21 protein-coding genes are annotated in these 22,962 nt (G+C 60.4%); 9 read left to right on the top strand and 12 right to left on the bottom strand.

Going from position 1 to position 22,962, the window contains the following annotated elements; translation table 11 throughout:
- Positions 1 to 131 precede the first annotated feature (131 nt).
- Complete coding sequence (locus tag EI293_RS19115; RefSeq protein ID WP_125440159.1) at positions 132 to 551, bottom strand: nucleoside-diphosphate kinase; 420 nt, start codon at positions 549 to 551, stop codon at positions 132 to 134.
- Between the two features lie 492 nt (positions 552 to 1,043).
- On the opposite strand from EI293_RS19115, the gene EI293_RS19110 reads away from it, so the two are divergent.
- The 7 genes from EI293_RS19110 to EI293_RS19080 all read left to right on the top strand — a co-directional run bounded on the left by EI293_RS19110 (position 1,044) and on the right by EI293_RS19080 (position 6,488).
- Entirely contained in the window at positions 1,044 to 2,087 is a 1,044-nt protein-coding gene (locus EI293_RS19110) for a DHH family phosphoesterase (RefSeq protein WP_125440158.1), read from the top strand.
- 50 nt (positions 2,088 to 2,137) lie between these two features.
- Positions 2,138 to 3,199: an FKBP-type peptidyl-prolyl cis-trans isomerase gene (locus EI293_RS19105; protein WP_125440157.1), complete on the top strand. Its 1,062-nt coding sequence runs from the start codon at positions 2,138 to 2,140 to the stop codon at positions 3,197 to 3,199.
- 109 nt (positions 3,200 to 3,308) lie between these two features.
- Complete coding sequence (locus tag EI293_RS19100; protein ID WP_125440156.1) at positions 3,309 to 3,830, top strand: FKBP-type peptidyl-prolyl cis-trans isomerase; 522 nt, start codon at positions 3,309 to 3,311, stop codon at positions 3,828 to 3,830.
- A gap of 30 nt (positions 3,831 to 3,860) precedes the next feature.
- Complete coding sequence (locus EI293_RS19095) at positions 3,861 to 4,349, top strand: FKBP-type peptidyl-prolyl cis-trans isomerase (RefSeq protein ID WP_125440155.1); 489 nt, start codon at positions 3,861 to 3,863, stop codon at positions 4,347 to 4,349.
- A gap of 37 nt (positions 4,350 to 4,386) precedes the next feature.
- On the top strand, positions 4,387 to 4,929 hold the full coding sequence (locus tag EI293_RS19090; RefSeq protein WP_125440154.1) for an FKBP-type peptidyl-prolyl cis-trans isomerase: 543 nt from the start codon (positions 4,387 to 4,389) through the stop codon (positions 4,927 to 4,929).
- Between the two features lie 58 nt (positions 4,930 to 4,987).
- Complete coding sequence (locus EI293_RS19085; protein ID WP_125440153.1) at positions 4,988 to 5,425, top strand: FKBP-type peptidyl-prolyl cis-trans isomerase; 438 nt, start codon at positions 4,988 to 4,990, stop codon at positions 5,423 to 5,425.
- Between the two features lie 94 nt (positions 5,426 to 5,519).
- Positions 5,520 to 6,488 (top strand): FKBP-type peptidyl-prolyl cis-trans isomerase, encoded by a 969-nt coding sequence (locus tag EI293_RS19080; protein WP_125440152.1) that lies wholly within the window; start codon positions 5,520 to 5,522, stop codon positions 6,486 to 6,488.
- A gap of 67 nt (positions 6,489 to 6,555) precedes the next feature.
- On the opposite strand, the gene recO is transcribed toward EI293_RS19080, so the two are convergent.
- From recO to EI293_RS19060, 4 genes are all read right to left on the bottom strand, one after another.
- Positions 6,556 to 7,278 carry a DNA repair protein RecO gene (gene recO / locus EI293_RS19075; RefSeq protein WP_125440151.1) on the bottom strand — a complete coding sequence of 241 codons (723 nt, stop codon included), beginning with the start codon at positions 7,276 to 7,278 and terminating at the stop codon, positions 6,556 to 6,558.
- A 122-nt stretch (positions 7,279 to 7,400) separates the two neighbouring features.
- Entirely contained in the window at positions 7,401 to 9,752 is a 2,352-nt protein-coding gene (gene porZ, locus EI293_RS19070; protein WP_125440150.1) for a type IX secretion system anionic LPS delivery protein PorZ, read from the bottom strand.
- A gap of 191 nt (positions 9,753 to 9,943) precedes the next feature.
- Complete coding sequence (locus EI293_RS19065; protein WP_125440149.1) at positions 9,944 to 10,570, bottom strand: thymidine kinase; 627 nt, start codon at positions 10,568 to 10,570, stop codon at positions 9,944 to 9,946.
- A gap of 149 nt (positions 10,571 to 10,719) precedes the next feature.
- Entirely contained in the window at positions 10,720 to 11,043 is a 324-nt protein-coding gene (locus EI293_RS19060; protein WP_125440148.1) for a 2Fe-2S iron-sulfur cluster-binding protein, read from the bottom strand.
- Between the two features lie 34 nt (positions 11,044 to 11,077).
- On the opposite strand from EI293_RS19060, the gene EI293_RS19055 reads away from it, so the two are divergent.
- On the top strand, positions 11,078 to 12,295 hold the full coding sequence (locus tag EI293_RS19055) for a hypothetical protein (RefSeq protein ID WP_125440147.1): 1,218 nt from the start codon (positions 11,078 to 11,080) through the stop codon (positions 12,293 to 12,295).
- 192 nt (positions 12,296 to 12,487) lie between these two features.
- The gene (locus EI293_RS19050) at positions 12,488 to 13,555 is read left to right on the top strand and encodes a hypothetical protein (protein WP_125440146.1); all 1,068 of its coding nucleotides are present in this window, start codon (positions 12,488 to 12,490) and stop codon (positions 13,553 to 13,555) included.
- Here EI293_RS19050 and EI293_RS19045 read toward each other — a convergent pair.
- The 7 genes from EI293_RS19045 to purH all read right to left on the bottom strand — a co-directional run bounded on the left by EI293_RS19045 (position 13,482) and on the right by purH (position 22,843).
- On the bottom strand, positions 13,482 to 14,879 hold the full coding sequence (locus EI293_RS19045) for a hypothetical protein (RefSeq protein ID WP_125440145.1): 1,398 nt from the start codon (positions 14,877 to 14,879) through the stop codon (positions 13,482 to 13,484). The genes EI293_RS19050 and EI293_RS19045 overlap by 74 nt on opposite strands.
- 87 nt (positions 14,880 to 14,966) lie before the next feature.
- Entirely contained in the window at positions 14,967 to 16,265 is a 1,299-nt protein-coding gene (gene rodA, locus EI293_RS19040) for a rod shape-determining protein RodA (protein ID WP_125440144.1), read from the bottom strand.
- Between the two features lie 41 nt (positions 16,266 to 16,306).
- Positions 16,307 to 18,148: a penicillin-binding protein 2 gene (gene mrdA, locus EI293_RS19035; RefSeq protein WP_125440143.1), complete on the bottom strand. Its 1,842-nt coding sequence runs from the start codon at positions 18,146 to 18,148 to the stop codon at positions 16,307 to 16,309.
- 256 nt (positions 18,149 to 18,404) lie between these two features.
- Positions 18,405 to 18,941 carry a hypothetical protein gene (locus EI293_RS19030; RefSeq protein WP_246010736.1) on the bottom strand — a complete coding sequence of 179 codons (537 nt, stop codon included), beginning with the start codon at positions 18,939 to 18,941 and terminating at the stop codon, positions 18,405 to 18,407.
- Complete coding sequence (gene mreC / locus EI293_RS19025; RefSeq protein ID WP_125440142.1) at positions 18,938 to 19,864, bottom strand: rod shape-determining protein MreC; 927 nt, start codon at positions 19,862 to 19,864, stop codon at positions 18,938 to 18,940. Before mreC ends, EI293_RS19030 begins: the two co-directional genes overlap by 4 nt.
- A 108-nt stretch (positions 19,865 to 19,972) precedes the next feature.
- Positions 19,973 to 20,998: a rod shape-determining protein gene (locus EI293_RS19020; protein WP_125440141.1), complete on the bottom strand. Its 1,026-nt coding sequence runs from the start codon at positions 20,996 to 20,998 to the stop codon at positions 19,973 to 19,975.
- 309 nt (positions 20,999 to 21,307) lie between these two features.
- Complete coding sequence (gene purH / locus EI293_RS19015; protein ID WP_125440140.1) at positions 21,308 to 22,843, bottom strand: bifunctional phosphoribosylaminoimidazolecarboxamide formyltransferase/IMP cyclohydrolase; 1,536 nt, start codon at positions 22,841 to 22,843, stop codon at positions 21,308 to 21,310.
- Positions 22,844 to 22,962 lie beyond the last annotated feature (119 nt).

Below are 22,962 nucleotides of genomic sequence, written 5' to 3'. Positions count from 1 at the left end.
AGCCTTATTCCAGGCAATAAAAAAAGCCTCGCACTGGTGCGAGGCTTTTTTTATTGCCTTAGTGGAAAGGGAGTTTATCAATCGTCTACAAAATCCGACTAATCCGCCCTCATCCAAAAAAATCTGTGAGCCTAGAATTGCTCGTCGGCGGTGAAGTAGAAGTCACCTTCGATTTTGGCGTTTTCATCGGAGTCGGAGCCGTGTACGGCGTTGGCTTCGATGCTCTTGGCGTACTTCTTCCGGATGGTGCCTTCAGCGGCCTGGGCGGGGTTGGTAGCGCCAATCAGGGTGCGGAAATCCGCCACGGCGTTGTCCTTCTCCAGGATAGCGGCCACGATGGGGCCGGACGACATATACTTCACCAGATCCTGGTAGAAAGGACGCTCCTTGTGTACTTCGTAGAACTGGCCGGCGCGCTCGGGGGTCAGCAGAACTTTTTTCAGGGCAACGATGCGGAAGCCACCTTCTTCAATCATGCTCAGGATGCCACCAACGTGGTTTTCCTGGGTAGCATCGGGCTTAATCATCGTGAACGTGCGGTTCGTGGCCATGGGCTGGGTATGGTTAGTTGAAATGGGTACTATGAAAAAACGCTTACGCGTTTGCGGCCGCAAAAGTACGGAGAGAATATGATGGGAATGCGGATGGAATGTGCGGAATGTGAAAAATGTGTTGGAATGTGCTTCGCTGTGCGCCTTCATCTGGCGTCCGCCTGCGGCAGGTCTTACTCCAGCGGAACGGTGCGTAAGACCCGTATTTACGCCAGCGTGACACGGCCCCTCACAAACGGATGCTAGGTGAAGGATGACAGCCGAACATATTTTCACATTCCGCATATTCCCGCCACATTCTTCACATTCCCTTCCACATTAGCCTCCACATTCTTTCTTCCGTCCCACATTTTCCACACTCAGCACATTTCTCACATTCACGGTCGCGCACCTTTCCGAGAGGTGTGTTGTTGGAACCCAGAATATTTCCGACTTTTGCCGCCTTTGTACGCGGCCTAACCGACCGAAATTCAGTCACCTACCCCGTAGGCAATGTCCACAATATCTGAGCTGAAGGAGCTGCTTGCGCACCCCCGACAGATTTTCATTACCACCCACCACAAGCCCGATGCTGACGCCCTGGGCTCGTCCCTGGGCTTGGCCGGCTACCTCCGCAAGAAGGGCCACAGTGTGACGGTGGTTACACCCTCCGACTACCCTAATTTCCTGGCCTGGATGCCCGGCAACGAGGAGGTAGTGGTGTACGAGCCCCGCCACAACGACGCCCAGGTGCGCGACATCATTGCGCGGGCCGAGGTGCTGTTCTGCCTTGATTTCAGCTGTCTGGGCCGCATCAATGAGTTGGGCGACTACGTGCGGGAAGCCAAAGGCACCAAGGTCCTTATCGACCACCACCAGGAGCCCGAGGACTTCGCGCAGCTGGACTACTCCAACCCCAAGGCCGCCGCTACGGCCGAACTGGTGTTTGAGGTAATCCGCGACCTAGGCGACCAGGACCTGATTGACACCGGTATCGGGGAGTGCCTCTACGCCGGTATCATGACGGATACGGGCTCGTTCCGCCACCCCAGCACCTCGCGCAACGTCCACCTGATTATTGCCGAGCTGCTCAGTGCCGGCATTAACCTCTCCGATGTGCACCGCCGCATCTACGACTCGCACTCCGAGGAGCGGCTGCGCTTCCTGGGCTTCGTGCTCAAGGATAAGCTCACGGTGCTGCGCGAGTACAACACGGCCTATATCGCCATTACGGCCGACGAGTTGCGCCAGTACAACTCCAAAACCGGCGACACCGAGGGCCTGGTGAACTTCGCACTCAGCATTGAGGGCATTGTGTTTGCCGCTATTCTCATTGACCGGGTACAGGCCGTGAAGATTTCCTTCCGCTCGGTGGGTGACTTCTCGGTAAGTGAGTTTTCGCGCCGCAACTTCAACGGCGGCGGCCACCACAACGCCGCCGGCGGCATCAGCTACGACTCCCTCAGCAGCACCGTAGACCGCTTTCTAGGGCTGCTGCCGGCCTATCAGACCCAGCTGGTTACGGCTCCGCTGGCACCGGTAGTACCATCGGTATAATTCGGTGTAACTTGGCCGCTCATTCTGTTTCTACTCACGATAACCCTTTCATGCTCCTTAAACGCAACCTTCTGAGCCTGGCCCTCGCAGCCGGCGTTCTGGGCCTCGCCTCCTGCAACAAAGGCGGTGAATTCAGCAAGACCAAATCGGGAATTGAATACAAAGTATTCAAGAGCAACGGCAAGAGCTACGATGCCCGCGAAATCAGCGCCGATGGCGACGCGACCTACAAGGAACGCATTGGCAAGATCATGGCCCTGCACGTAGAGTATCGCACCGGCAAAGACTCCATCCTGTTCAACTCGCGTAAGCAGCAGATGGGCTTCCCGGTTCGGGTGCCGCTTGATTCCGTACGGGCCGCGCAGAAAGGCGGTCTGGAAGAAGCCATCAGCCTGTTGCAGCCCGGCGACTCAGCCGTGTTCCGTTTCAACGTGGACACCATTTTCGCCAAGTCGTTCCGTCAGCCGGTGCCGCCGTTCATGCAGAAGGCCGGCAAAACCATGACCATGTACGTGAAGGTGGCCAAGGTGCAGACCCGCGACGAGGCCATGGCCGACGTGCAGAAAATGCAGGGTGAGCAGCAGCAGAAGATGAAGGAGCACGCCGATCAGCAGTTGAAAGCCGACGACGTGAAGCTGCAGGAGTACATCAAGAAAAACAACCTGACGGCCCAGAAGGACCCGTCGGGCGTGTATTACGTGGTGACGTCGGCCGGTACCGGCCCGAAGCCCAAGGCCGGCCAGATTGTGGCCGTGCAGTACAAAGGCACCCTGCTGGAGAACGGCAAAGAGTTCGACTCCTCGGCCAAAGGCAACGGCGGCAAGCCCATCGAATTCCCGATTGGCGTGGGCCAGGTGATTCCGGGCTGGGATGTAGCTATTCCTTTGCTCAACAAGGGCTCAAAAGCCGTGCTGCTGATTCCGTCATCCTTGGCTTATAAGGAGCGTGGTGCCGGAGCCGACATTCCGGCCGATGCCATCCTGCGCTTCGACGTGGAGCTGGTGGACGTGAAGAACGCGCCGCCGCAGCCCGCCGGCCAGCCTGGCCAGCCTGACGCGGCGGATATCCAGCGCCAGATTGAGGAAATGCAGCGGCAGCAGCAGGGCAAATAATTGCCGACGCCCGCTCGTTTTCCAATAACGACATAAAAGCCCCCGGTCCGGTGCAACCGGGCCGGGGGCTTTTGGCTCTTCTCCCCTACTACCTTCTTACCTTTGCCTCATGCATACGAATCGTTTCCGTTCAATGGCGGCCTGGCTGCCGCTGGTGTTGCTGGTGCTAAGCAGCATGCTGGCCTCTTCCTGCCAGAAAATGGAGGAAGACACCATCGACAATACCGATTACTCGGCCCGCGACAAACAGATTATTGAGGACTACATCCGGGCCAATAGCTTCACGGGCACCCGGATTGATACACTGAATATGGTCATCATCGTTACCCAGCCCGGCACCGGGGCCTTGCCGGTCCTGGGCCAAGCGGTTTCGGCCTTGTACACTGGCAGCCTGGTGGCATCCGGCAACGTATTCGACTCCACCACCAGCCGGGGCGACCAGCCCTTCACTTTTGTGGTGGGCCGGGGTCAAGTAATTTCGGGCTGGGACATTGGGTTTTCCCGCCTGCGCCGGGGCTCGAAGGCCATCCTGCTGATTCCGTCGGCTCTGGGCTACGGAGGCCGGGCTAACGGCCCCATTCCCTCGGCCTCCGTGCTACGCTTCGATGTGGAAGTGAAGGACATTCAATAACGCCACGGCTCACGCTTTTTGCTTTTCCCCATGAAATTCCGCTTTTCCCTTTTCTCTTTTCTGCTGCTGAGTCTGCTTACACTGCTGGCAGCCTGCAAAAAAGATGATACCGAGCCCACGCCTGACTATACGGCGCAGGACGACGCCACTATTCAGCAGTACATCAAAGACAAAAGCCTGACCGGCTTCCAGAAGGATACGTTGGGGGTGTATATTGCCGTTACGCAGCCCGGCACCGGTGCCAAAGCCAAGAAGAATCAGGTAGTGAAAGTTCTCTACACTGGCACGCTACTCGACGGAACTGTGTTCGACAGCAACCTCACCACACTTGGGTTTCCGTTTCTGTTAGGGCAGGAACGCGTTATTAAGGGCTGGGACGCAGCGTTTACCCGGCTGAACAAAGGCGCAAAGGCCATTCTGCTGATTCCTTCGGGGCAGGCGTACGGACAGACGGGTGGCGGTATTATCTCCCCCAACACGGTGCTGCGCTTCGATGTGGAGGTAGTTGATATTAAGTAACTTTACCTAGCTGCTGCAACCGGCCGCTCCCGTAATCATGAAGAAATTTCCTCCCGTTCTGCTTCTGTTGGCGTTGCTGCTGACTGGGGCGTCTTCTCTTACCGGCTGTAATGGCTCCGACACTATTTTTGAGCAGCAAGAGAAAATAGTAGAAGAGCAGAAAAAGGCGGACGATACAGCCATTCAGGCGTACCTCACCCGCAACAACCTGACCAACTACAGCCGCCTGGAGTCGGGGATTTACCTGATTCCTATTACGGACGGACCTACTGTCAACCCCCTGATTAAAGCCGGCCAGAAAGTGACCACCAATTATGTGGGTCGCTTTATCGGGACGAATAACGAGGGGTTGGTTTTTGATGCTTCCAGCAACAACCACACGACCTGTGGCTGTTTCGGATTTATCAATGGTCAGTCGGGTATTATTCCCGGCTGGAGCCAGGCCACGCTGCAAATGCGCAAGGGCGACAGGAAGCTGCTTATTATTCCTTCTTACCTGGCCTATGGCGTATCCGGGTTTGGCTCGATTCCAGCCAACACTCCGCTGCTGTTTGACATGGAAATCCTGAATGTAGAGTAAGCCCAACGTGAGAGCAACGGCCGTCTGGAAGTTACTGGTAGCGTTGAGTGGCCTGCCAATGGCGAGCCAGGCGCAGCGCGTACTTACCACGGTAGTGCCCACCGCCTCCGACAGCCTCCTCCCTCGGGCCACTACCACGGCCTCAGGCCTGCGTTACACGCTGCGCCAGCCGGGTACCGGGGCGCGCCCCCAGGCCGGCGACCGGGTAGTGGTGCATTACACCGGTTTTCTGGCTGCCGACGGGCATATTTTTGACACCTCCGTGCAGCAGGGCGGCCCACTTAAGGTGAAGGCTGGTCGGGGCGTGGTTATCAAAGGGTTCGATGAGGCGTTGCTGCTGCTGCCCGAAGGAAGCCGGGCCCGCGTCTGGATTCCGGCGGCCCTGGCCTACGGTGCCAAAGGCCGCCTCGACCCCGATGATGAAACGGAAAAGCGCTACCTCATTCCTCCCAACTCAGATCTGATATTTGAGTTGGAAGTGCTGAAAGTAAAATAACAAATCTGCCCGTCGGCATTTGCCGGCGGGCAGATTTGTTTGTGGGCAGCCTCAGAAAACCGGCTTATCTTGTCAGCCTTAACTACCGCTGCTTATGCTTTCTGCTGCCCGCCTCCGGCTTGCCGTACCTGCCCTGCTGGCTGCTGCCGGCCTGATGTCGTTTCAGGGCGACCCAACGCCATTCAACCGCCTCAACTCCGGGCTGGAATACCGGATTTATCACCTGGAAAACGGCCGCTACGTGCTGCGGCCCGCTCTGCCCGCCAGCGGCGACGCTACGTACGCCGCCCGGATCGGCAAAATCATGAGCCTGCACATGCAGTTCCGCACGGCCCAGGATTCCGTGCTGATGCACTCCCGCCGCCAGAACCGCAACCAACCCGTACGCGTGCCGCTGGATACCGTCCGGCGTCAGCAGCATGGTACGGTGGAAGAAGCACTGGCTCTGCTCCAGCCCGGCGACTCCGGCGTATTCCGCCTGAACGTGGATACCGTCTTTCTCAAGTCGTTTCGCCAACCGGTTCCTCCCTTCATCCGCAAGGCCGGCTCCACGCTCACCGTGCTAGCCAAGGCCGATAAAATCCAGACGCAGGAAGAAGCCATGCAGGAGGTTCAACAGGCCCAGCTGAAGGCTCAGGCCGAAGCCAAGAAGCAAGCAGCTGGCCTGGCGCTGAAAGAAGATGCCCGCATTCTGGCTTATCTCAAGCAGAACAACCTAAAAGGCTTAAAGGCCCCCGGCGGGGTCCACTACGTCATCACGAAAGCGGGTACCGGTGCCAAGCCTAAGACCGGGCAGGTGGTATCGGTACTGTACACGGGAATGCTGCTCAACGGGAAAGTGTTTGATGCCTCGTCGCGCAACGGCAATAAGCCTATTGAGTTTCCGCTGGGCCAGGGCCAGGTAATTCCGGGCTGGGACCAGGGCATTGCCCTGCTTCCCAAGGGTTCAAAAGCCATTCTGCTGATTCCTTCCGCCCTGGCCTACGGCCCTCGCGGAGCCGGGGCCGACATTCCGGCCAACAGCATCCTGCGCTTCAATGTGGAGCTGGTGGGCGTGAAGTAGCAATGCGGAGGGATGAAGTGTTGGCAGCATGAGCTGAGTTCTGCCAACTCATCCCTCCTTATTCACCCTATAGCTCCGCCAACACTTCTGATAGCACCGCCAGGGAGCGAATGTCACCGAGGTGCTCAACGTGGAGCTGGTAGTAGCGGATTAGTACGCCCAGTAGTTCCCGCCGCACCCGGCCGTTGGGCACGGCGGCGGCGGCGGGGCGATGTAGCAGGTCATCGAAATGCTGCTCAAACTCCTGAAACCGCAGGGCCGTGGGACTATGACCGGCGGCCGTGTTGGGCGCTTCCGAAGCAAAAGCCACTTGCGAGGTTATCTGCTCACCGGTTTCGGGGCCGAAGCCGAGATAGTGGCTCAGGCGCAGCAGAAACTCCAACGCGAAGTTCTCGAAGCCTTCTTCCTGCCTGTCAAAAGCCAGTACCGAATCGTGCAGAAAGGTAAACAGGGGCTCGTTTTCTTCCTCTTCCAGCAGCACCCGCCCCACTACTTCCGACAGAAACAGTGCAATGCTGCTCTTACGCACATCATACGGCAACGTCCGGAACGGCTCCGCGCACCGGAATTCCGAGAGCCGGGTCAGTCCGCCGCTTCGGGAAGTATAGGCCACCAGATCCAGCAGCGTAAAGGGCTGAAACAGGGCAATGCGCCCGGGCGGCTTGGCTTTGCGCACCCCATTCACCACGTAACTCTGCAGCCCCAGGCGCTCCGTATAAATTCGGGCGATGATGCTGGTTTCGCGGTAGCGCATGTAGTTGAGCACGATACCCCGAGTTTTGATCAGCATAGAAAGTAAGTTGAATCAGAAATGAAAGCAGTAACCCGGCTAATACAACCGGCAGCCCAGTACTGCTACGGGAAGAAATCCGCTATTTAACAGCCTATCCAGCCGTTTAATTCGCTTTCCTTCTACCGTTCTACTACGGCAACTTTGCTCACACAGCCATTCTTACCGTCAGCATCCGAAGACATCACCAAATATACCCCCGACTGCACCCGGCGGCCGTTGTAGTCGGTCAGGTTCCAGGTAACGGTACCGCCATTGGCAGTGGTCTGGTACACGAGCTTGCCGGTTACGTCCGTTATTTTGACGGGCGCATTGTTGGTCAGCCCGGCAATGCCCACTTGGCCCGTAAAGTCAGTCCGGACGGGGTTCGGGAATACTTTGGCGCAGCTGGGCTTACCTTCCGTTATCGTGGCGTCGCCACGGTACGCCACCACGCCGGCATCCGTCACTACGAATACTTCGCCGGTTTTATCGTTCACTTCCACGTCCACAATCTGGTTGGAAGGCAACGGGCTGTTGTCGGTGGTAAAGTGCTGGAGAGCTTCGTCAGCGTCGGCACTGAAAAGCCACAACCCTCGGTCGGTGCCAAACCATTTGCGGTTGCCGCCATCCACGGCAATAGCCCGGATTCGCTCGTTGACCAGCGTAGGGAAGCCGGCCCCGGCCCCGCGCCGCACATACGGCACCCGAAAAGTCAGGTCCAGGGTACTTTCAAACGCACTGAGCGGGTCGTTGAATACAACCGGCCCCCTATTAGTCGCCACCCAGATATCCCCCGTGCGGTCTTTCACCACGTCGTTGACGATATCCGCAAAGCTCAGGGAGGAATTATCGGGACCAAAGGCCTGCGAGTAATAGCGGGTGGCTTTGGTTTCCGGGTTGTAGGCCACAATATTTACTCCGCTTCGGCGGCTGCCGGCGGCCCACATGTTGCCCGCGTTATCCAGCACCAGGCGCTCCAGATTCTCACTGCCACTGAAGTAGTCGATGATCTGCCAGCTATTGGCCCCCGGGTCGAAGATGAATACGCCCGGCTGCCCGACAATCTGGTGGCGGTTAATCACCCATACTTTTCCCGCTGCATCGGTGGTCAGGTCGGTTACGCGGGTAAAAGTGGGGTTGGCAATAGCACTACGTAGCGGGTTGGGCAGGTTCGTAGTCGGATTGAATAACCGGAAGTCGCCTACTCCTTTCCACTCCAGCAGCCCGTTGCCGTAGCTGGCCACATACAGCGTCCCATCTGGCGTACGGGTGCCGCGCACCACGTCTTTCGGATTAGGGTACTGCGCCGGACTGGGCTGGGTGGCGGGCGTAAAGTTGGTCCAGCGGCCATCGACATACTCGAAGAACCCCCGATAGAAATCCTGCTGCAGGTAGTTTTCGCCGTAACCGCCCGTGAAAATGTTCACCTTGCCGGAGCGGCCATCAGCCAGCACGCTGAAGGCCTGGGCCGTGGCCGGCGCGTTGGTCAGAAACTGTTCAGCCTGCACCCCGTCGGTGGTTTTCAACAGCCCGTTGGCGTAATCGGCCAGGAAATACGTGCCGCCTCTGGCCCGCAAAGCCGCCTGCGGATTGATTAGCAGGGCGGGCCGCAGTACCAGGCTGGTGGTGCCGGTGGTCAGGTTCAGGACAGCTACGTTGTTGTTGGTGGTAATGAGCAAACCGGCCCGGGAAGGGGTGAGTTGGCGAAACTGCACATTCGTGGGAGCTCCGCTTACCGTTTGCCAGCCCGTACCGGCCGTGTAGGCCACCATTCGCTCGCCGTTGATACCGGCCACCACCCGGCCGTCCTGCACAGCCAGCGTGCGGTAGGGGTTGCCGGCCCGGGCCGGCAGGTCGGTGGTCCAGTTACGGTAGTCCAGTGGGTTGCCGCTGAGGTTTGCCCGCATCAGGCCGTTAGAGGTTGCCGCGAACAGCACCCCGTTTGCCACGGCTGTGGCAAATACCTGCACCACCGTACCACCCGGCCCGATGTTGGTGTACGAATCCCGGATTTCCAGCCGGGCCAGATCCACCACAACAACCCCGAAACTGCACGCCAGATAGGCCCGGCGGCTGTTGATGTGGATGTTGTTGATAGTCTTGGCACCGTTGATTTCCTTGCGGGAAATATCGTTGAGGTTGACGATTTTGCCCGTGCCGGCCTGCAACAGGTCGAGGTTGGCACTGCGGTAAGCCACCACCACTTGCTGGGTTACCGAATCGTAGGCCAGCGCGCTGACGCCCACGTCGTTGAGCCCGTCTCGACGCGATAATAGCTGCGTAGTGTTCAGCTCCTTATCGAAGTAGAAAAAGGCATCCTCAGCCGCCACGTACACCCGGTCACCGACGTCGGCCAGCGCTTTGGCCTGGGTGGTGGGCAGGTGCAGCTGCCAGTCGCCGTAACCGGCGGTAGACTGGGCCGTAGCCCCGGTGGCAGTCAGCAGAAAAGCCGCGAGGCAGGCCCCCCGGAACAAGCGTAACACTGGAATCATCGGCAAGAAGTGGCGGCAGACGCGGTGAAGTGGCAAGATAACGCCGCCGGGCGGGGTTTAGTGCGAATCACGGATTTAGCCCGATTTGTCGGATTCCACGGCTTGGCAATCGGCTCGTCACTTGCGGAATATCCGAATTACAGGCCGGAGCAGTATGTTATGCAGGATGCTACCGACGGACTACGCGGCTGCTAATTGCGGGCAACTTTCTCGACCACCGACTCCGGGTGCTTCTCCTTCATACCTTCCTGAAAGCAGGAGCGGCAACGCGCCTCGTAGGCGTCGGTTTCGCCCAGCAGAATCTTGTCTTCGGAGGCCGTGACGCGGAAGGAGTACGAGGCCAGCTCGCCGCAGCAGACACAAATGGCGTGCACCTTGGTTACAAATTCAGCCACGGCCATGAGGGCCGGCATGGGGCCGAAAGGCTGGCCCTGAAAGTCCATATCGAGGCCCGCTACAATTACGCGGGTACCCCGGTTGGCCAGCTGCACGCACACCTCCACCAGCGACTCATCGAAGAACTGAGCCTCATCCACCCCGATTACGTCGCAGCCGGCGGCCAGCAGCAGCATTTCCTGGGCCACCGGCACGGGCGTGGAGCGGATGCTGTTCTGGTTGTGCGACACTACATCCTCGGCGTGGTAGCGGGTATCGAGGGCGGGTTTGAAAATTTCGACCCGCTGGCGGGCAATTTTAGCCCGGTTCAGCCGCCGGATCAACTCCTCGGTTTTGCCCGAAAACATGGAGCCGCACACGACTTCAATCCAGCCCCGGCGAGCAATGCCCGAGCCCGTACTAACGCGGGGTTCAATGAACACAATCGGTGAATTAGGGAATTAGAGACTGGAAGCGGGTACCAACTTAGTCGGGCACAACCGGTACTCGAAGTTACAACTTTACCCCCGGCCGGCCGCATCTGCCAGCACACTTCGGGCGCACAGCTCAGGCAATCAGAAGCATAAACTATTCACTGCGTGTACTGCACATGCGGCAGCTGCGTAGCGCGGGGCACATGGGCGGTTATGGTGCCCTCGGGCAAACGGGCCTGGCAGGTCAGGCGCTCGTCGGGCAAGAGGCGGCCCGCTTCCCGGTAGCGCAACTCGGCGGGGGTAAGGGGCGTTAGGAGGTCGAGCCCGCACAGCACCTGCACCCGGCAGGTAGTGCAACGGCCCCGGGCCCCGCAGGCGTGCAGCCAGTCGTGGCCGGCTGTTTGCAGGGCAGCCAGCAGGGTGCTCCCCGAAGGCACGAAAATGGCGTCGGAGGGCAGATTTTCAATTAGCAGCGTGGGCATTTTCCCTAACTTGCCCGCTTGAATCAGGCTTTCGATGAAAACCAAATATAGCCACGCCAAGCGTGAACAATACGGCCGCCTGCTGGCGGCGCTGCTCTGCGACCAGTACTTCGGGGCCCGCCCCACGGCTACCCTCGATGGGCCGGCAGTGCTGCGCTTCACGCCTATTCGACAGGTCAACTTATTCGTGCTGCAACAGCTGCTGGGCAAGTGGACCGCCGAAATGGCCCAGCTGCGCAGCCCCTACTTCGATTTTGAGGATGCCGACGTGCGCCAGGCTCTCACCCAGTTCATGAACGTATTGTCGCGGCGCATCAAGCTGAGCCGGCCGGCTTTCGAGCCGCTGCTGGCCGAGGCCATTACCGATACGCTGACCGGCTGCCTGGACCCGGCCGACACCTTCACCCGCAAGCTGGTGGGAGAACCCAGCGCCTGCACGCCGGAGCAACTGCGCGAATCGTTACGCTATCTGGATGTGAACAAACCTGTGTTTGAGAGTTTTCTCGACACGCTGCCCGCCGGCCAGGAGCAGGAGCGCGACTACTTGGTCAGCCGCTTCCGTTTGCACCAGGAGGCTGCTCAGAGCCAGATGCAGCCCGTAGCGGCCGTGGTGGAGCAGTTCAACGGCCTGCTGGCCCTCACCGAGGACGACCTGTACGAGGCCGCGCCAGCCAGTATCCCGCCAGCCCCTGCCCCCACTCCGGCACCTGCTACCCCCACTCCGGCAGCTGCTACCCCGACGCTCACGCCAGCGCCTGAGCCAACATCCGGGCCAGCCACTCCGGCACCTGCCGCTGCTGCTCCTGCCGCCGCGCCCACTACGCCTCCAGCTACCCCCGCCGCCCCGGTACCTACCCCGCCAGCAGCTGAAAGCCGCCGCCCCTTAGCCGAGCCGGCCACCGATACGCCCGTACCACTGTATGCCAAGCTCAAAGCCGAGCAGTCTGCCGCGCCGACGCTGAGCGAAACCCTGCGCCAGGACCGCACCGCTACCCTGGCCGACAAAGCGCCGAAAGTAGAGTCATTGCGAGAGGCTATTTCCATCAACCAGCGGTTCAGCTTCATCAATGAGCTGTTCAATGGGGAGAACATGGAGTACCACGCCGCCATTCAGCATCTCGACACGCTGCCCAACCCGGAAACGGCCAAGCGGTACGTGAACGAGGAACTGTCCAGCAAATACCAGTGGGTGCGCAAGGAAGAGCACGTTAACAAGCTCCTGCGCCTGATCGACCGAAAATTCGGCGGCTGAGCGTAAGCCGATTTATCACTGACCTCACGCGCCGGTCCGGTGGCTATAAGCCGCCGGACCGGTTTGCGTTAGCACCAGCTAGGTACTCCGATAGCAACAACAGCTAGCAAAGCCTCGCTCCGGCCTGAAGGCTGGCGGCTGGGTTGGCACCAACCAGTCGGTTTCCGGTTTTCGGGTGGTTACTTTGCAGCCATGCCCTCTCCTGACCTTTCCCTGCGCTGGCCCCGGTGGCTGCTTGTGTACCTGCTGGCCCTGGGGCTGGTGGCCGGCCCGGGCTATACCATGTACGTGCATTATGATTTTTCCCACTCCCTTGATACGCGCAGCTACCTACATATGGCCCGGGGCGAGTTCGAAGGTGTCAACATTACGCGGCGCTACCGGGTACTGGTGCCGGCAACAGCGGCCGTGGTGGCGTGGCCGCTGGAGCAGGTGTACGCCCGGATCTGGCCGCTGCGGGCCGCCAGTGAGTGGCCGCTGCGGCTGAGCTTCTACGTAGTAAACAGCCTGCTACTGGCGGGTTTGGGGGTGCTGCTGTTCCGGTGCTGCCTGCTGTACGGGGCCTCACCGGCGGCGGCGGCACTAGCGGTGGCGGCCGTGCTCGTGAGCCGGTGGGCGATGTACACGGCGGGCTTGCCGCTGGTCGACAGCCTGTATCTGCTGGTGATGGGGCTGGCATTTTACGGGGCCCGGAGCAACTCAGGGCCGGCAGTGGTAGCGGCGCTGCTGCTGGGGTTTCAGGCCAAGGAGTCGTTTGTATTTCTGGTGCCGTGGCTACTGTGGTACGGCCGGGGGGCGGTACGCTGGCCGGCGCAGCTGGCCTGGCTGGCGGTGGGCGGCGGTGCGGCCCTGGCCATTCGGCTCTGGCTGGATGCCCGGCTGGGTGCGCCGCCGGCCGAGAGCGTACAAAATGCCTTTGCCCATATAGAAAACCTCACGTACTCGCTCCGACGGCTATTTTCCGTAAAGGGAGCCGGGGAAATCTTCAGCATTTTTGGGATTTTCAGCTGGCTGCTGCTGGCCGGGTTGCGGCACGCGGCGGCCCGCCGCAACTGGCTGCCAGCTCTGGGCCGGCCCGCTGGCTGGTTTGTGGCGGCCGTGGCGGTGCACATGCTGCTGTCGGGTGACCTGGGCCGGATGGGCTACCTAGCAGCGCCGGTTTTTGCCGTGGCCGCCGCCCTCATCCTCACCCACGACCCGCTGTTTGCGTGGCTGCTAGGGCCGGCTCCGGCAACGGAACCGCTGGCCCCTGGGCCTTGAGGCCGGCCCCGGCCCCGGCGGCGGCCAGCAACAGCGGCAGTACCGGCACCACGAAACGCGCCGCGCCCAGTGGCCCCGTCAGCAAAGCCACATACAGCACCAAGCCCAGCAGAACCAGTCGCGCCGCTGCCGGGTAGCGGTTGTTTAGCCCGAAGCGAATCAGCAGCCCGAGGCGCACCACGTTGGCCAGTAGCAGCCCGGCCAGCCCAGCCAGCAGGCCCAGCGGCAACCGGCTCAGGTAGCTCAATACCGCCCCGGGGCTTCGCTGATTGGCGAGTTGCAGCAAACCCGGCCCGGGCGTTGGGTCCAGGTCCAGGAAATGCACGACATCGAACCGGCCGGGGTCGAGGAAGAACGTGAGCATTCCGCGCAGGTGCTGGGCCGCGTACGCCACTGGGTGCCGTTGCAGCGCACTGGCCCCGGCCCGCTGCACGTATTGCTGCTGGGTTGCGAAGGTGGGCCGCCGCGCCGCCGCGCTGAGCGTGCCCCGCACGAATTTTTCGGCGGCTGCCGGGCCCTCCGTAGCCTGCAATACCCCGCGCACGTTGTAGCGCAGCAGGTTGATTTCGGCAATGCTGGAGAAATGAAAGTAGCCCGTGCGGGCCTCATTACGCGCCATCCAGAGGCCGGCTACCAGTAGCGGCACCGCCCCGACCAGGACCAGGGCCGGCCGCCGCTGCCGCCAGCTGGCTATTATCCCCAGGGCCAGTACCACCACCACTAAGGGCAAAAACACCGGCTTGTTGAGCAGTCCCACGGCCGTAGCCCCCACGGCTGCCCACCACCACCGCAGCGGCCAGTTGCGGGTGAAGCACGCCGTCAGGCTCAGCCACAAGACCACCACGGCCGTTTGCAGCAGCATCTCGCTCATCAGCAGGTTGGCGTAAATGAACTGTCCTGGCCCGGTAGCGGCCAGGACCAGCACCAACAGCCACTGCCGGGGCCGTAAACCGCCCCTCAGGCGCACCAGCCACCGCAGGGCCAGCCCCAGATTCAGCAGGCTCAGCAGGTTTTGCAGTAGCAGCGTCAGCCAGGGGAAGTTTGCCCCGGCCCCGCCGGTCAGCAGCAGGAACACCGGGTAGCCGGGCGGCCGGATGCTGTATTCCTGCAACTCCAGCGGCTGCTGCAGCGGCAGCGCGTACAATACCCCCGCCTCCCGCAGGTTACGGGCCGCCTGCACGTATCGGTCCGAATCGGGGAACAGGTACGTGTTATGGCACGCTTGCCACCCCAACGCCAGCAGATGCAACAGTACCAGCCCGGCCCACACCCAGCCCGGAATGCGCGGTTGCTTCTGCCGTGCCGGGTTGCTGTCAACTGTCATGCTACTTCGTTGGATGGTTAAATGGGTAAATTGTTGGATGGGTGAACTGCTGGATAGTCTCTCATCCAACGGTCCAACAATTTACCCCTAATACCGCTCCAGATCCTGTTTGCGGTAGGCGTCGATGGCGAGAAGGATGAACAGCAGGGTGGTGAACGACCAGAGCGAGGAGCCGCCGTAGCTGAAAAACGGCAGCGGAATGCCCACCACCGGAGCCAGCCCGATGGTCATGCCAATGTTCACGCAGAAGTGAAAGAAGATAATACTGGCTACGCAGTAGCCATACGTGCGCCCGAACACCGATTTCTGCCGCTCGGCCACGTACACAACGCGGCCCAGCAGCGTCATGAACAGGATGATGGTCACCATGGTACCGGCCCAGCCCCACTCCTCGCCCACGGTGCAGAAGATGAAATCGGTGCTTTGCTCCGGCACAAAGTCGAACTTGGTCTGGGTGCCCTGCAGGAAACCTTTGCCGGCAAAACCACCCGAACCAATGGCAATTTTCGACTGCGTAACGTTCCAGCCCACGCCTAATGGGTCGGCGGAGGGGTTGATGAGGATTTCAATGCGCTTGCGCTGGTGGGGCTGCAGCACGTTGTTGAAGAAGAAATCCACCCCGAACACCATCCCGATTACCACCGCCCACACGCCCAGCGACAAAGGCAAATGATGCCGCCAGAGCTTGGAGTTGAAGGCAAAAACCACCACCAGAACCAAAGTAAACGCCCCCACCAGCCACAGCTTGGGCACCAGCAGGGCCAGAATGAGAATGGCCCCGGCGGCGGCCAGAATCAGCAGAATCAAAGGCGACATGCCTTCCCGGAAGTACGCCAGCAGAAACGCTCCGAACACCAGCGCCTGCCCGGTTTCGTTGGCGGCAATGATGAGCAAAGGGGGCAGCAGCGTGAGGCCAGCCAGCACCAGTTGGTCGCGGAAATTCTGCTGCCGCAGGTTGATGCCGGCCATGTAGCGCGACACCGCCAGGGCGGTAATAAACTTGGCAAACTCGGCCGGTTGCAGGCGTACCGGCCCCAGCTCCAGCCAGGAGCGGGAGCCGGCAATGGGCCGGGCAATAAACGGGGTGATGATCAGCAGCAGAATCATGGCCCCGTAGAGCACGAAGGCAAACGTATCGTAGGCCTTGGAATCAATGACGACCAGCACCACGATGAGCACCACGGCCGTCCCGATCCACAGAATCTGCTTGAACCAGTTGAAGGCCATTAGCTCCTGAAAGCCTAAGCTGCTGAGGGCATTGTCCGGCGCGTCGGGCGAGTAGCTGGCCGCGTACACGTTCAGCCAGCCCACGCCTACCATCAGCAGGTAGATGAGCACCGTGACCCAATCAATGCTACGAGAATAGCGGGCAGGAGACGTGGACATAAGGGGTAGTATGTCAATCCGAGCGAAGCGCGGAATAACAGTTAGTGACGACGGACAATAAACCGATCAGCGGGGCCGGGTAGCCATTCTTCCCAGCGGTGCCGCCAGGGGGCTACTTTGCCGCGCAGGTATTTTTCCATCACGAGGGAAGCCAGCGGCGCGGCGGAGCTACCCCCGAAACCGGCGTTTTCGATGAAGACCACAATGGCAATTTTGGGGTCCTGGGCCGGGGCGAAGGCGGCGAAGGTGGCGTGGTCGTCGCCGTGGGGGTTTTGCACGGTACCGGTTTTGCCGGCTACCGAAATGCCCACGTCCAGCAGACTGGCGTTGCCGCCGGTACCGCCCCGCCCGTCCACCACGCCCTGCATCCCGGGAATAATTTCCTCGAAATGCTTCGGATCAACCCCCACCGTGTGCTTCTGCTGGTACTGGGGCAGCGGCCCACCCTTCCCAATTTGCTTCACAAAATGCGGCGTGTAATACCAGCCCCGGTTGGCAATGGTGGCCATGATGTTGGCCATCTGCAGGCCGGTAATACCGATTTCGCCCTGCCCGATGCTGAGCGAGTACACCGTCCGGAAATTCCAACGGTGGTAGCCGTTGCGCTTGTCGTAGAAGTCAGACGACGGAATCAGGCCCTTTTTCTCCTGCGACATATCCACGCCCAGCTTCTCGCCCAGCCCAAACTGCATCACCTGCCGCCGCCACTCGGCCAGGCCCAGGCGGGCATCCTCGAAGCGGTTGGTGGAACGGCCGCGCATCACGGCGGCCCGCATCACTTGGTAGAAATAGGGGTTGCAGCTGTTGCGGATGGCAATGCCCACGTCGCTGGGGTAGTCGTGGCGGTGGGTGCAGCGCACCAGCTTCCAGTTACACGGAAAGCCGGTCTGGGGCGTCACTACGCCCATTTGCAAAGCCACCAGCTCGTTTACCAGCTTGAAGGTAGAGCCGGGCGGGTAGGTGGCCATCAGCGGGCGGTTGAACAGCGGCTGCTCGGGGTTGCGCAGCAGCTCCATGTAGCGGTTGCCCATGCCCTTGCCCGACAGCGTGGCCGGATCAAACATCGGGGCCGAAACGAACACCAGGATTTCGCCGGTTTTGGGGTCGAGGGCCACCACCGAGCCGCGCTTACCGGCCATGAGCTTCTCGGTGTACTCCTGCAGCTCCGAATCGAGGCTCAAGTGCAGATCCTGCCCGGCCACCGACAGCGTATCGAACTCGCCGCCCCGGAAGGCGCCCTTCTCGATACCGCGCACGTTCACCATGCGGTACTGCACGCCGCGCCTGCCCATCAGCTGGTCTTCGTAGTAGGATTCCAGCCCCGTAATGCCCAGGAACTCGCCGGGCTGGTACTTGGCGTAGCGCGGCTTCTCCAGAAAAGCCGGCGTGATGCTGCCCACGTAGCCCAGGGCGTGGGCCATGCTGTGCGTGTTATACGAGCGCGCCATCCGCGCCTTCACGCTGAAGCCCGGGAAGTCGATGAGGTTGTCCTGGATGGCGGCCAGATCGGGCGTGCTTAGGTTCTGAACCAGCGGCGAGGCCTTCACCCGGCTGAACTTGCGGGCGGCCTGCAGGCCTTCGCGCACTTCCTCCAGGGGCAGTTGCAGCAGCTCGCAGAAGCGTAGCGTATCCAGTTGCTTTACTTCGCGGGGCGTCACCATCAGGTCATATACCGGTGTGTTCTGCACCAGCAGCTGGCCCTTACGGTCGTAAATCAGGCCCCGGTAGGGTGCCTGAACAATGCGTTGGAGGGTGTTGCGGTCGGCCGCTAGCTTGTAGCTGCCATCGAGCACCTGAATGTAAAAGAGTCGCGCCGCAAACACCAGCGCGACGGCCAGGAAAATAGCCTGGACCACATACTTGCGGCCTTCGAGGTATTGCAAAGCAGAAAAGTCTGAAAGGTAACGGGTTCCGAAGCAGGCTTCGGGACAACAAAGATACTCCGGCAGGCGGGGAAGTGCGTCATTGCGAGCGGAGCGAAGCAATCCTTCCTTTCCATTGCACAAAGCATTGACATACAGAAAGCCCTGACGTCTGTGCCAGCACTAGGGGCTTTTGAGTAGGTCAGAGCTTGAGACTCCAAGAAGGAAGGATTGCTTCGCTCCGCTCGCAATGTACAGTTGGTTACTTCTTCCCGACCTACCGGCTGCGGCGGCGGGTAGGGAAGAACACCAGCTGAATGATGAGCAGCGTGAGACCGGTATAGAGGGTACTGATGACGATTTTGGCCAGTGCAATACCCGGTACCTGAATGGAACCCAGTTCGAGCAGAAAAAATGCCGTGTGATGAATAGCCGTGAGCATAGCCAGGTACACCACCATCCACTGCCAGCCCATCTGGTGGATGTTTACCGCATCCTGCGCATCGTACCCGTCGCGGGGGGTAAGCAGACGCAATACCCAGGGCCGCAGGTACATGAGCAGCACAGCAGCGGCGGCATGTACCCCGCCGGTATCGAAGAACAGGTCCATGGTAATGCCCGTCAGAAAGCCGATGAGCAGCTGCACCACAATGGGCGTGGCAATGGGCAGAAACAGCAGAAACCCCAGGTAGATGAAGCACCAGCCCAGGTTGAACAGCACGAAATCGGTGCCGCTGATGAGTAGCACGTACAGGGCTATGTATAGGATGCCGCGCAGGGCCTGCCACAGAATTTCGAATACGCCGCCTCTCATGGTCGTTCCTCCGCTTCAGGTTTGATGCCGGCCCGGGCTTCCACCGTGTCGCGCTCTATTTTGGGCCGACTCGTAACCACATATACGTAGGTCAGGCGCGAGAAATTAACGGCCAGCCGCACCCGCACGGTCCAGAAATTCTTGTCCGGCTCCTGCACAAACGACTCAATCCGGCCCACCAGCACACCCTCCGGAAACACGGCATTGTAGCCCGACGTCACTACCGTGTCGCCGCGCACTAGCTTGTTCTGCCGGGGCACGTTGTCGAGCAGGACGTGCGTCGGGTCGTCGCCGAGCCAGCGGATGGTACCGATGGTGCCGTCGCGCTGAATGCGGGCGGAAATGGTGGATTTGGAGTGCAACACCGAGGTAATGGTGGTATAGTGCTCCGAGGTCACCTTCACCCGGCCCACCACCCCATCGGCCGAAACCACGCCCATCCCCTGCTTCACGCCATCGACGGAGCCGACGTTCAGAGTCAGGTAGTTGTCCACGCGGCGCTGGGTGCTGCTCACCACGCGGGCCGGAATCAGCGGGTAGTCGGGGTCGTGGGCGGCCAGCTGGCGCAGGCCCAGCAGCAGCGAATCGGGCCGGCCCAGCAGGGCCAGGCGGGCCTGGGTGGTGCTGTCCTGGCTTACCGGCAGCGAATCGGCCACCCGGCCGCTCAGGTCGGGGCGGTAGAGTTGCTGGCGCAACCGGGCGTTTTCCTGCATCAGGCTCTGGTTCACATCCACCAACCGGAAGTAGCCCTGAATCTGAGCCCGCCAGTCGAGCACCTGCCCCACGTAGGCGTTGGAGGAATTGAAGAACGCGGCCCGCTGATACGTGCTGTTGCGCACCAGCAGAAACAAGCTCAACACCTCCAGCAACGCAAATACCAGGATACCCCGGTAGCGAAACAGAAAGGCGAGCAGGTTATTCATGGAGGGGAGATGTGAGAACGTGAGAAGTGAGAAGTGAGACTTCGTTCAAACCACCACAATTGGGTGCCAGAACAAACGTCTCACTTCTCACTTCTGCTTATCTCAATTCTAGGTCAGCAGCACGCCGCGGAAGGCCTGGATATTTTTGATGGCAGCCCCGGTACCGCGCACTACGGCGCGCAACGGGTCCTCGGCAATGTGGATGGGCAGCTTGGTTTTGGCGGCCAAACGCTTATCCAAGCCGCGCAGCAGGGCGCCGCCGCCGGTCAGATGGATGCCATTTTCGTAGATGTCGGCCGACAGTTCGGGCGGCGAAATTTCCAGGGCCTTCAGTACGGCTTCCTCAATTTTGGCCACCGATTTGTCGAGGGCAATGGCAATTTCTGAGGACGTTACCTTAATCACCTTCGGAATACCGGTCATCAGGTCGCGGCCGCGCACCTCAAAATCGGGCGGGGTTACTTCCAGTTCGGTCAAGGCCGCGCCTACTTCAATCTTGATGCGCTCGGCACTCCGCTCGCCAATGAGCAGGTTGTGCTGCCGACGCATGTAGTCGAGAATATCCTGGTTGAACACGTCACCGGCCGTCTTTATGCTCTGGTCGCAGACGATACCGGAGAGGGCAATAACCGCAATTTCGGTGGTGCCGCCCCCTATGTCGATAATCATCGAACCTACGGGCTGCTCCACGTCGATGCCGATACCAATGGCGGCAGCCATCGGCTCCTGAATCATCCAGACTTCCTTGGCTCCGGCGTGCTCGGCGGAGTCCCGTACGGCGCGCTTCTCCACCTCGGTAATACCCGACGGAATGCAGATAACCATGCGGTGAGAAGGCTGAAACAGCCGATTCCGGGTGTCAATCATCTTGATCAGCCCCTTAATCATCTCCTCCGCCGCGTGGAAGTCGGCAATAACGCCGTCTTTGAGGGGCCGGATGGTTTTGATGTTGTCGTGGGTCTTTTCGTGCATTTGCTGCGCCTGCCGACCCACGGCAATTACCTTATTAGTAGTGCGGTCTTTCGCAATGATGCTCGGCTCATCCACCACGATTTTATCGTTGTGAATGATGAGCGTGTTGGCCGTGCCCAGGTCAATGGCAATGTCGCTGGTCAGAAAATTGAAGAAACCCATCGAGTAACGGCAAGTGAATGAGAACGGGCGGTTTGCGCCCGTCAAAAGTGGGGGCAAAAGTAAGCAAGTTTCAGCGAAGCCCGTTACCTCTGCTTATCAATATGAAGCAGCCGCGCGCCCGTACTTTCCCACTGCGGGAATCCCGACGGGCGCCGGTGGCGTACCCAACGCCCAAACCCCGAATTCATTGCCCGGCAGCTACCCGGGGCCGGTTAACCGGCCTGAAAATTCTCCGTCTCGGCTGAAAAAAACTCCGGCCGTCCCTGGAGAACGACCGGAGCTTGCAGGAAGTCGACTTGATCTTTCCGCTTAGTGCTTGAAGTGCCGCACGCCGGTGAGCACCATGGCCATGTTCATCTGGTTGGCGGCGGTAATGCTGTCCTGGTCCTTGATGGAGCCGCCGGGCTGCACCACGGCCCGGATGCCGGCCGCGCCGGCAATTTCCACGCAGTCGGGGAAGGGGAAGAAGGCATCAGAGGCCATAACGGCTCCGTTGAGGTCGAAGCCGAAGCTGCGGGCCTTCTCAAGAGCCTGGCGCAGGGCGTCCACGCGCGAGGTTTGCCCTACGCCGGAAGCCAGCAGCTGCCCGGCCCGGGCCAGCACGATGGTGTTGCTCTTAGTGTGCTTGCAGATTTTGAGGGCAAACTCCAGGGCCGCCACTTCCTCGGCCGTTGGGGCCGATTCGGTGACGGTGCGAAACTCCTGCGCTCCTTCCACTACCCGGTCGAAATCCTGCTCAATCACGCCGTTTAGGAGGGTTTTCACCTGTTTGTCAGGGAATTGTACCGGCTTCTGACGCAGCAGAATGCGGTTCTTCTTACCCTGCAGAATGGTCAGGGCAGCCTCATCGAATGCGGGAGCAATCAGCACCTCGAAAAACAGCTTGCTCAGCTCTTCGGCCGTGACTGTATCCACGGGCTTATTCACGATGATTACGCCGCCGAAGGCCGAAACCGGGTCGCAGCTCAGGGCATTGAGGTAGGCTTGGTGCAACGTCTCGGCCTGGGCAACGCCGCAGGCGTTGGTGTGCTTGAGGATGGCGCAGGCGGCGGGGCCGTCAGTGGCAAACTCCTGCATCAGCAGCACGGCGGCGTCCACGTCTACCAGATTGTTGTAGCTGAGCTGCTTACCGTGGAGTTGGTCGAACAGCGCGTTCAGGTCACCGTAGAAGGTGCCGGCCTGGTGGGGGTTTTCGCCGTAGCGCAGCGGCGTGGCGGGCTTTTCGGAAAGCTTCAGGGCCGCACCGCTTAGCTCGGTGCCCTGGGCCATGTACCGGAAAATCTGGGTGTCGTAGTGCGAGGTGGCCTCGAAGGCGGCGGCCGCGTAGTGGCGACGGTCCTCCAGGTCGGTAGCGCAGCCTTTGGCCGTCAGCAGCTCGGTTACGGCCGCGTACTGGTCGCGGGAGCTGACCACCAGGACGTCGCGGAAGTTCTTGGCGGCGGCGCGCAGCAGGGAGATTCCGCCGATGTCAATCTTCTCAATGACGTCCGCCTCGGGCGCGCCCGAGGCCACGGTTTCCTCGAAGGGGTACAGGTCCACCACCACCAGATCAATGGGCGGAATCTGGTGCTGCTTGGCCTCCTGCAGGTCGCCGGCTTCGTGGCGGCGGTGCAGAATGCCCCCGAATACGGTGGGGTGCAGGGTTTTGACGCGGCCACCGAACACGGACGGGAAGCCCGTCAGGGTTTCTACCGCCGTAACAGGCGCGCCCTGCTCCTCAATGAATTGCTGGGTGCCGCCGGTGGAGTAAATGGTCACGCCGTGCTGCTTGAGCAGCGCCACCAACGGCTCCAGACGGTCCTTATAGTAGACGGAAACAAGCGCGGAACGAATGGGCTGCGACATGACAGGCGGGGTAAGAGGTGAGTGTGAAATGCTGCGCGAAGGTAGGGCCACCGGCCGAAGCCGGTGTTACGGAATTATTAACAGCGCGGCAGCAAGCGGATTGGCGAAGCGAAAACCGG

Source organism: Hymenobacter perfusus (assembly GCF_003944765.1).
Taxonomy (GTDB): domain Bacteria; phylum Bacteroidota; class Bacteroidia; order Cytophagales; family Hymenobacteraceae; genus Hymenobacter; species Hymenobacter perfusus.
Note: the sequence above shows the minus strand (reverse complement) of the source record. Positions and strands in the feature narration are given on the sequence as shown.

Excerpts from the sequence above, each read along its gene's own strand:
- EI293_RS19050 (WP_125440146.1), top strand. The coding sequence starts at position 12,488 with ATGCCCTCTCCTGACCTTTCCCTGCGCTGGCCCCGGTGGCTGCTTGTG.
- mreC (WP_125440142.1), bottom strand. The coding sequence starts at position 19,864 with ATGAATAACCTGCTCGCCTTTCTGTTTCGCTACCGGGGTATCCTGGTA.
- EI293_RS19115 (WP_125440159.1), bottom strand. The coding sequence starts at position 551 with ATGGCCACGAACCGCACGTTCACGATGATTAAGCCCGATGCTACCCAG.
- EI293_RS19090 (WP_125440154.1), top strand. The coding sequence starts at position 4,387 with ATGAAGAAATTTCCTCCCGTTCTGCTTCTGTTGGCGTTGCTGCTGACT.
- EI293_RS19100 (WP_125440156.1), top strand. The coding sequence starts at position 3,309 with ATGCATACGAATCGTTTCCGTTCAATGGCGGCCTGGCTGCCGCTGGTG.
- EI293_RS19085 (WP_125440153.1), top strand. The coding sequence starts at position 4,988 with ATGGCGAGCCAGGCGCAGCGCGTACTTACCACGGTAGTGCCCACCGCC.
- EI293_RS19105 (WP_125440157.1), top strand. The coding sequence starts at position 2,138 with ATGCTCCTTAAACGCAACCTTCTGAGCCTGGCCCTCGCAGCCGGCGTT.
- EI293_RS19055 (WP_125440147.1), top strand. The coding sequence starts at position 11,078 with ATGAAAACCAAATATAGCCACGCCAAGCGTGAACAATACGGCCGCCTG.
- porZ (WP_125440150.1), bottom strand. The coding sequence starts at position 9,752 with ATGATTCCAGTGTTACGCTTGTTCCGGGGGGCCTGCCTCGCGGCTTTT.
- purH (WP_125440140.1), bottom strand. The coding sequence starts at position 22,843 with ATGTCGCAGCCCATTCGTTCCGCGCTTGTTTCCGTCTACTATAAGGAC.
- EI293_RS19030 (WP_246010736.1), bottom strand. The coding sequence starts at position 18,941 with ATGAGAGGCGGCGTATTCGAAATTCTGTGGCAGGCCCTGCGCGGCATC.
- EI293_RS19110 (WP_125440158.1), top strand. The coding sequence starts at position 1,044 with ATGTCCACAATATCTGAGCTGAAGGAGCTGCTTGCGCACCCCCGACAG.
- EI293_RS19020 (WP_125440141.1), bottom strand. The coding sequence starts at position 20,998 with ATGGGTTTCTTCAATTTTCTGACCAGCGACATTGCCATTGACCTGGGC.
- EI293_RS19060 (WP_125440148.1), bottom strand. The coding sequence starts at position 11,043 with ATGCCCACGCTGCTAATTGAAAATCTGCCCTCCGACGCCATTTTCGTG.
- EI293_RS19080 (WP_125440152.1), top strand. The coding sequence starts at position 5,520 with ATGCTTTCTGCTGCCCGCCTCCGGCTTGCCGTACCTGCCCTGCTGGCT.
- EI293_RS19045 (WP_125440145.1), bottom strand. The coding sequence starts at position 14,879 with ATGACAGTTGACAGCAACCCGGCACGGCAGAAGCAACCGCGCATTCCG.
- rodA (WP_125440144.1), bottom strand. The coding sequence starts at position 16,265 with ATGTCCACGTCTCCTGCCCGCTATTCTCGTAGCATTGATTGGGTCACG.
- recO (WP_125440151.1), bottom strand. The coding sequence starts at position 7,278 with ATGCTGATCAAAACTCGGGGTATCGTGCTCAACTACATGCGCTACCGC.
- EI293_RS19095 (WP_125440155.1), top strand. The coding sequence starts at position 3,861 with ATGAAATTCCGCTTTTCCCTTTTCTCTTTTCTGCTGCTGAGTCTGCTT.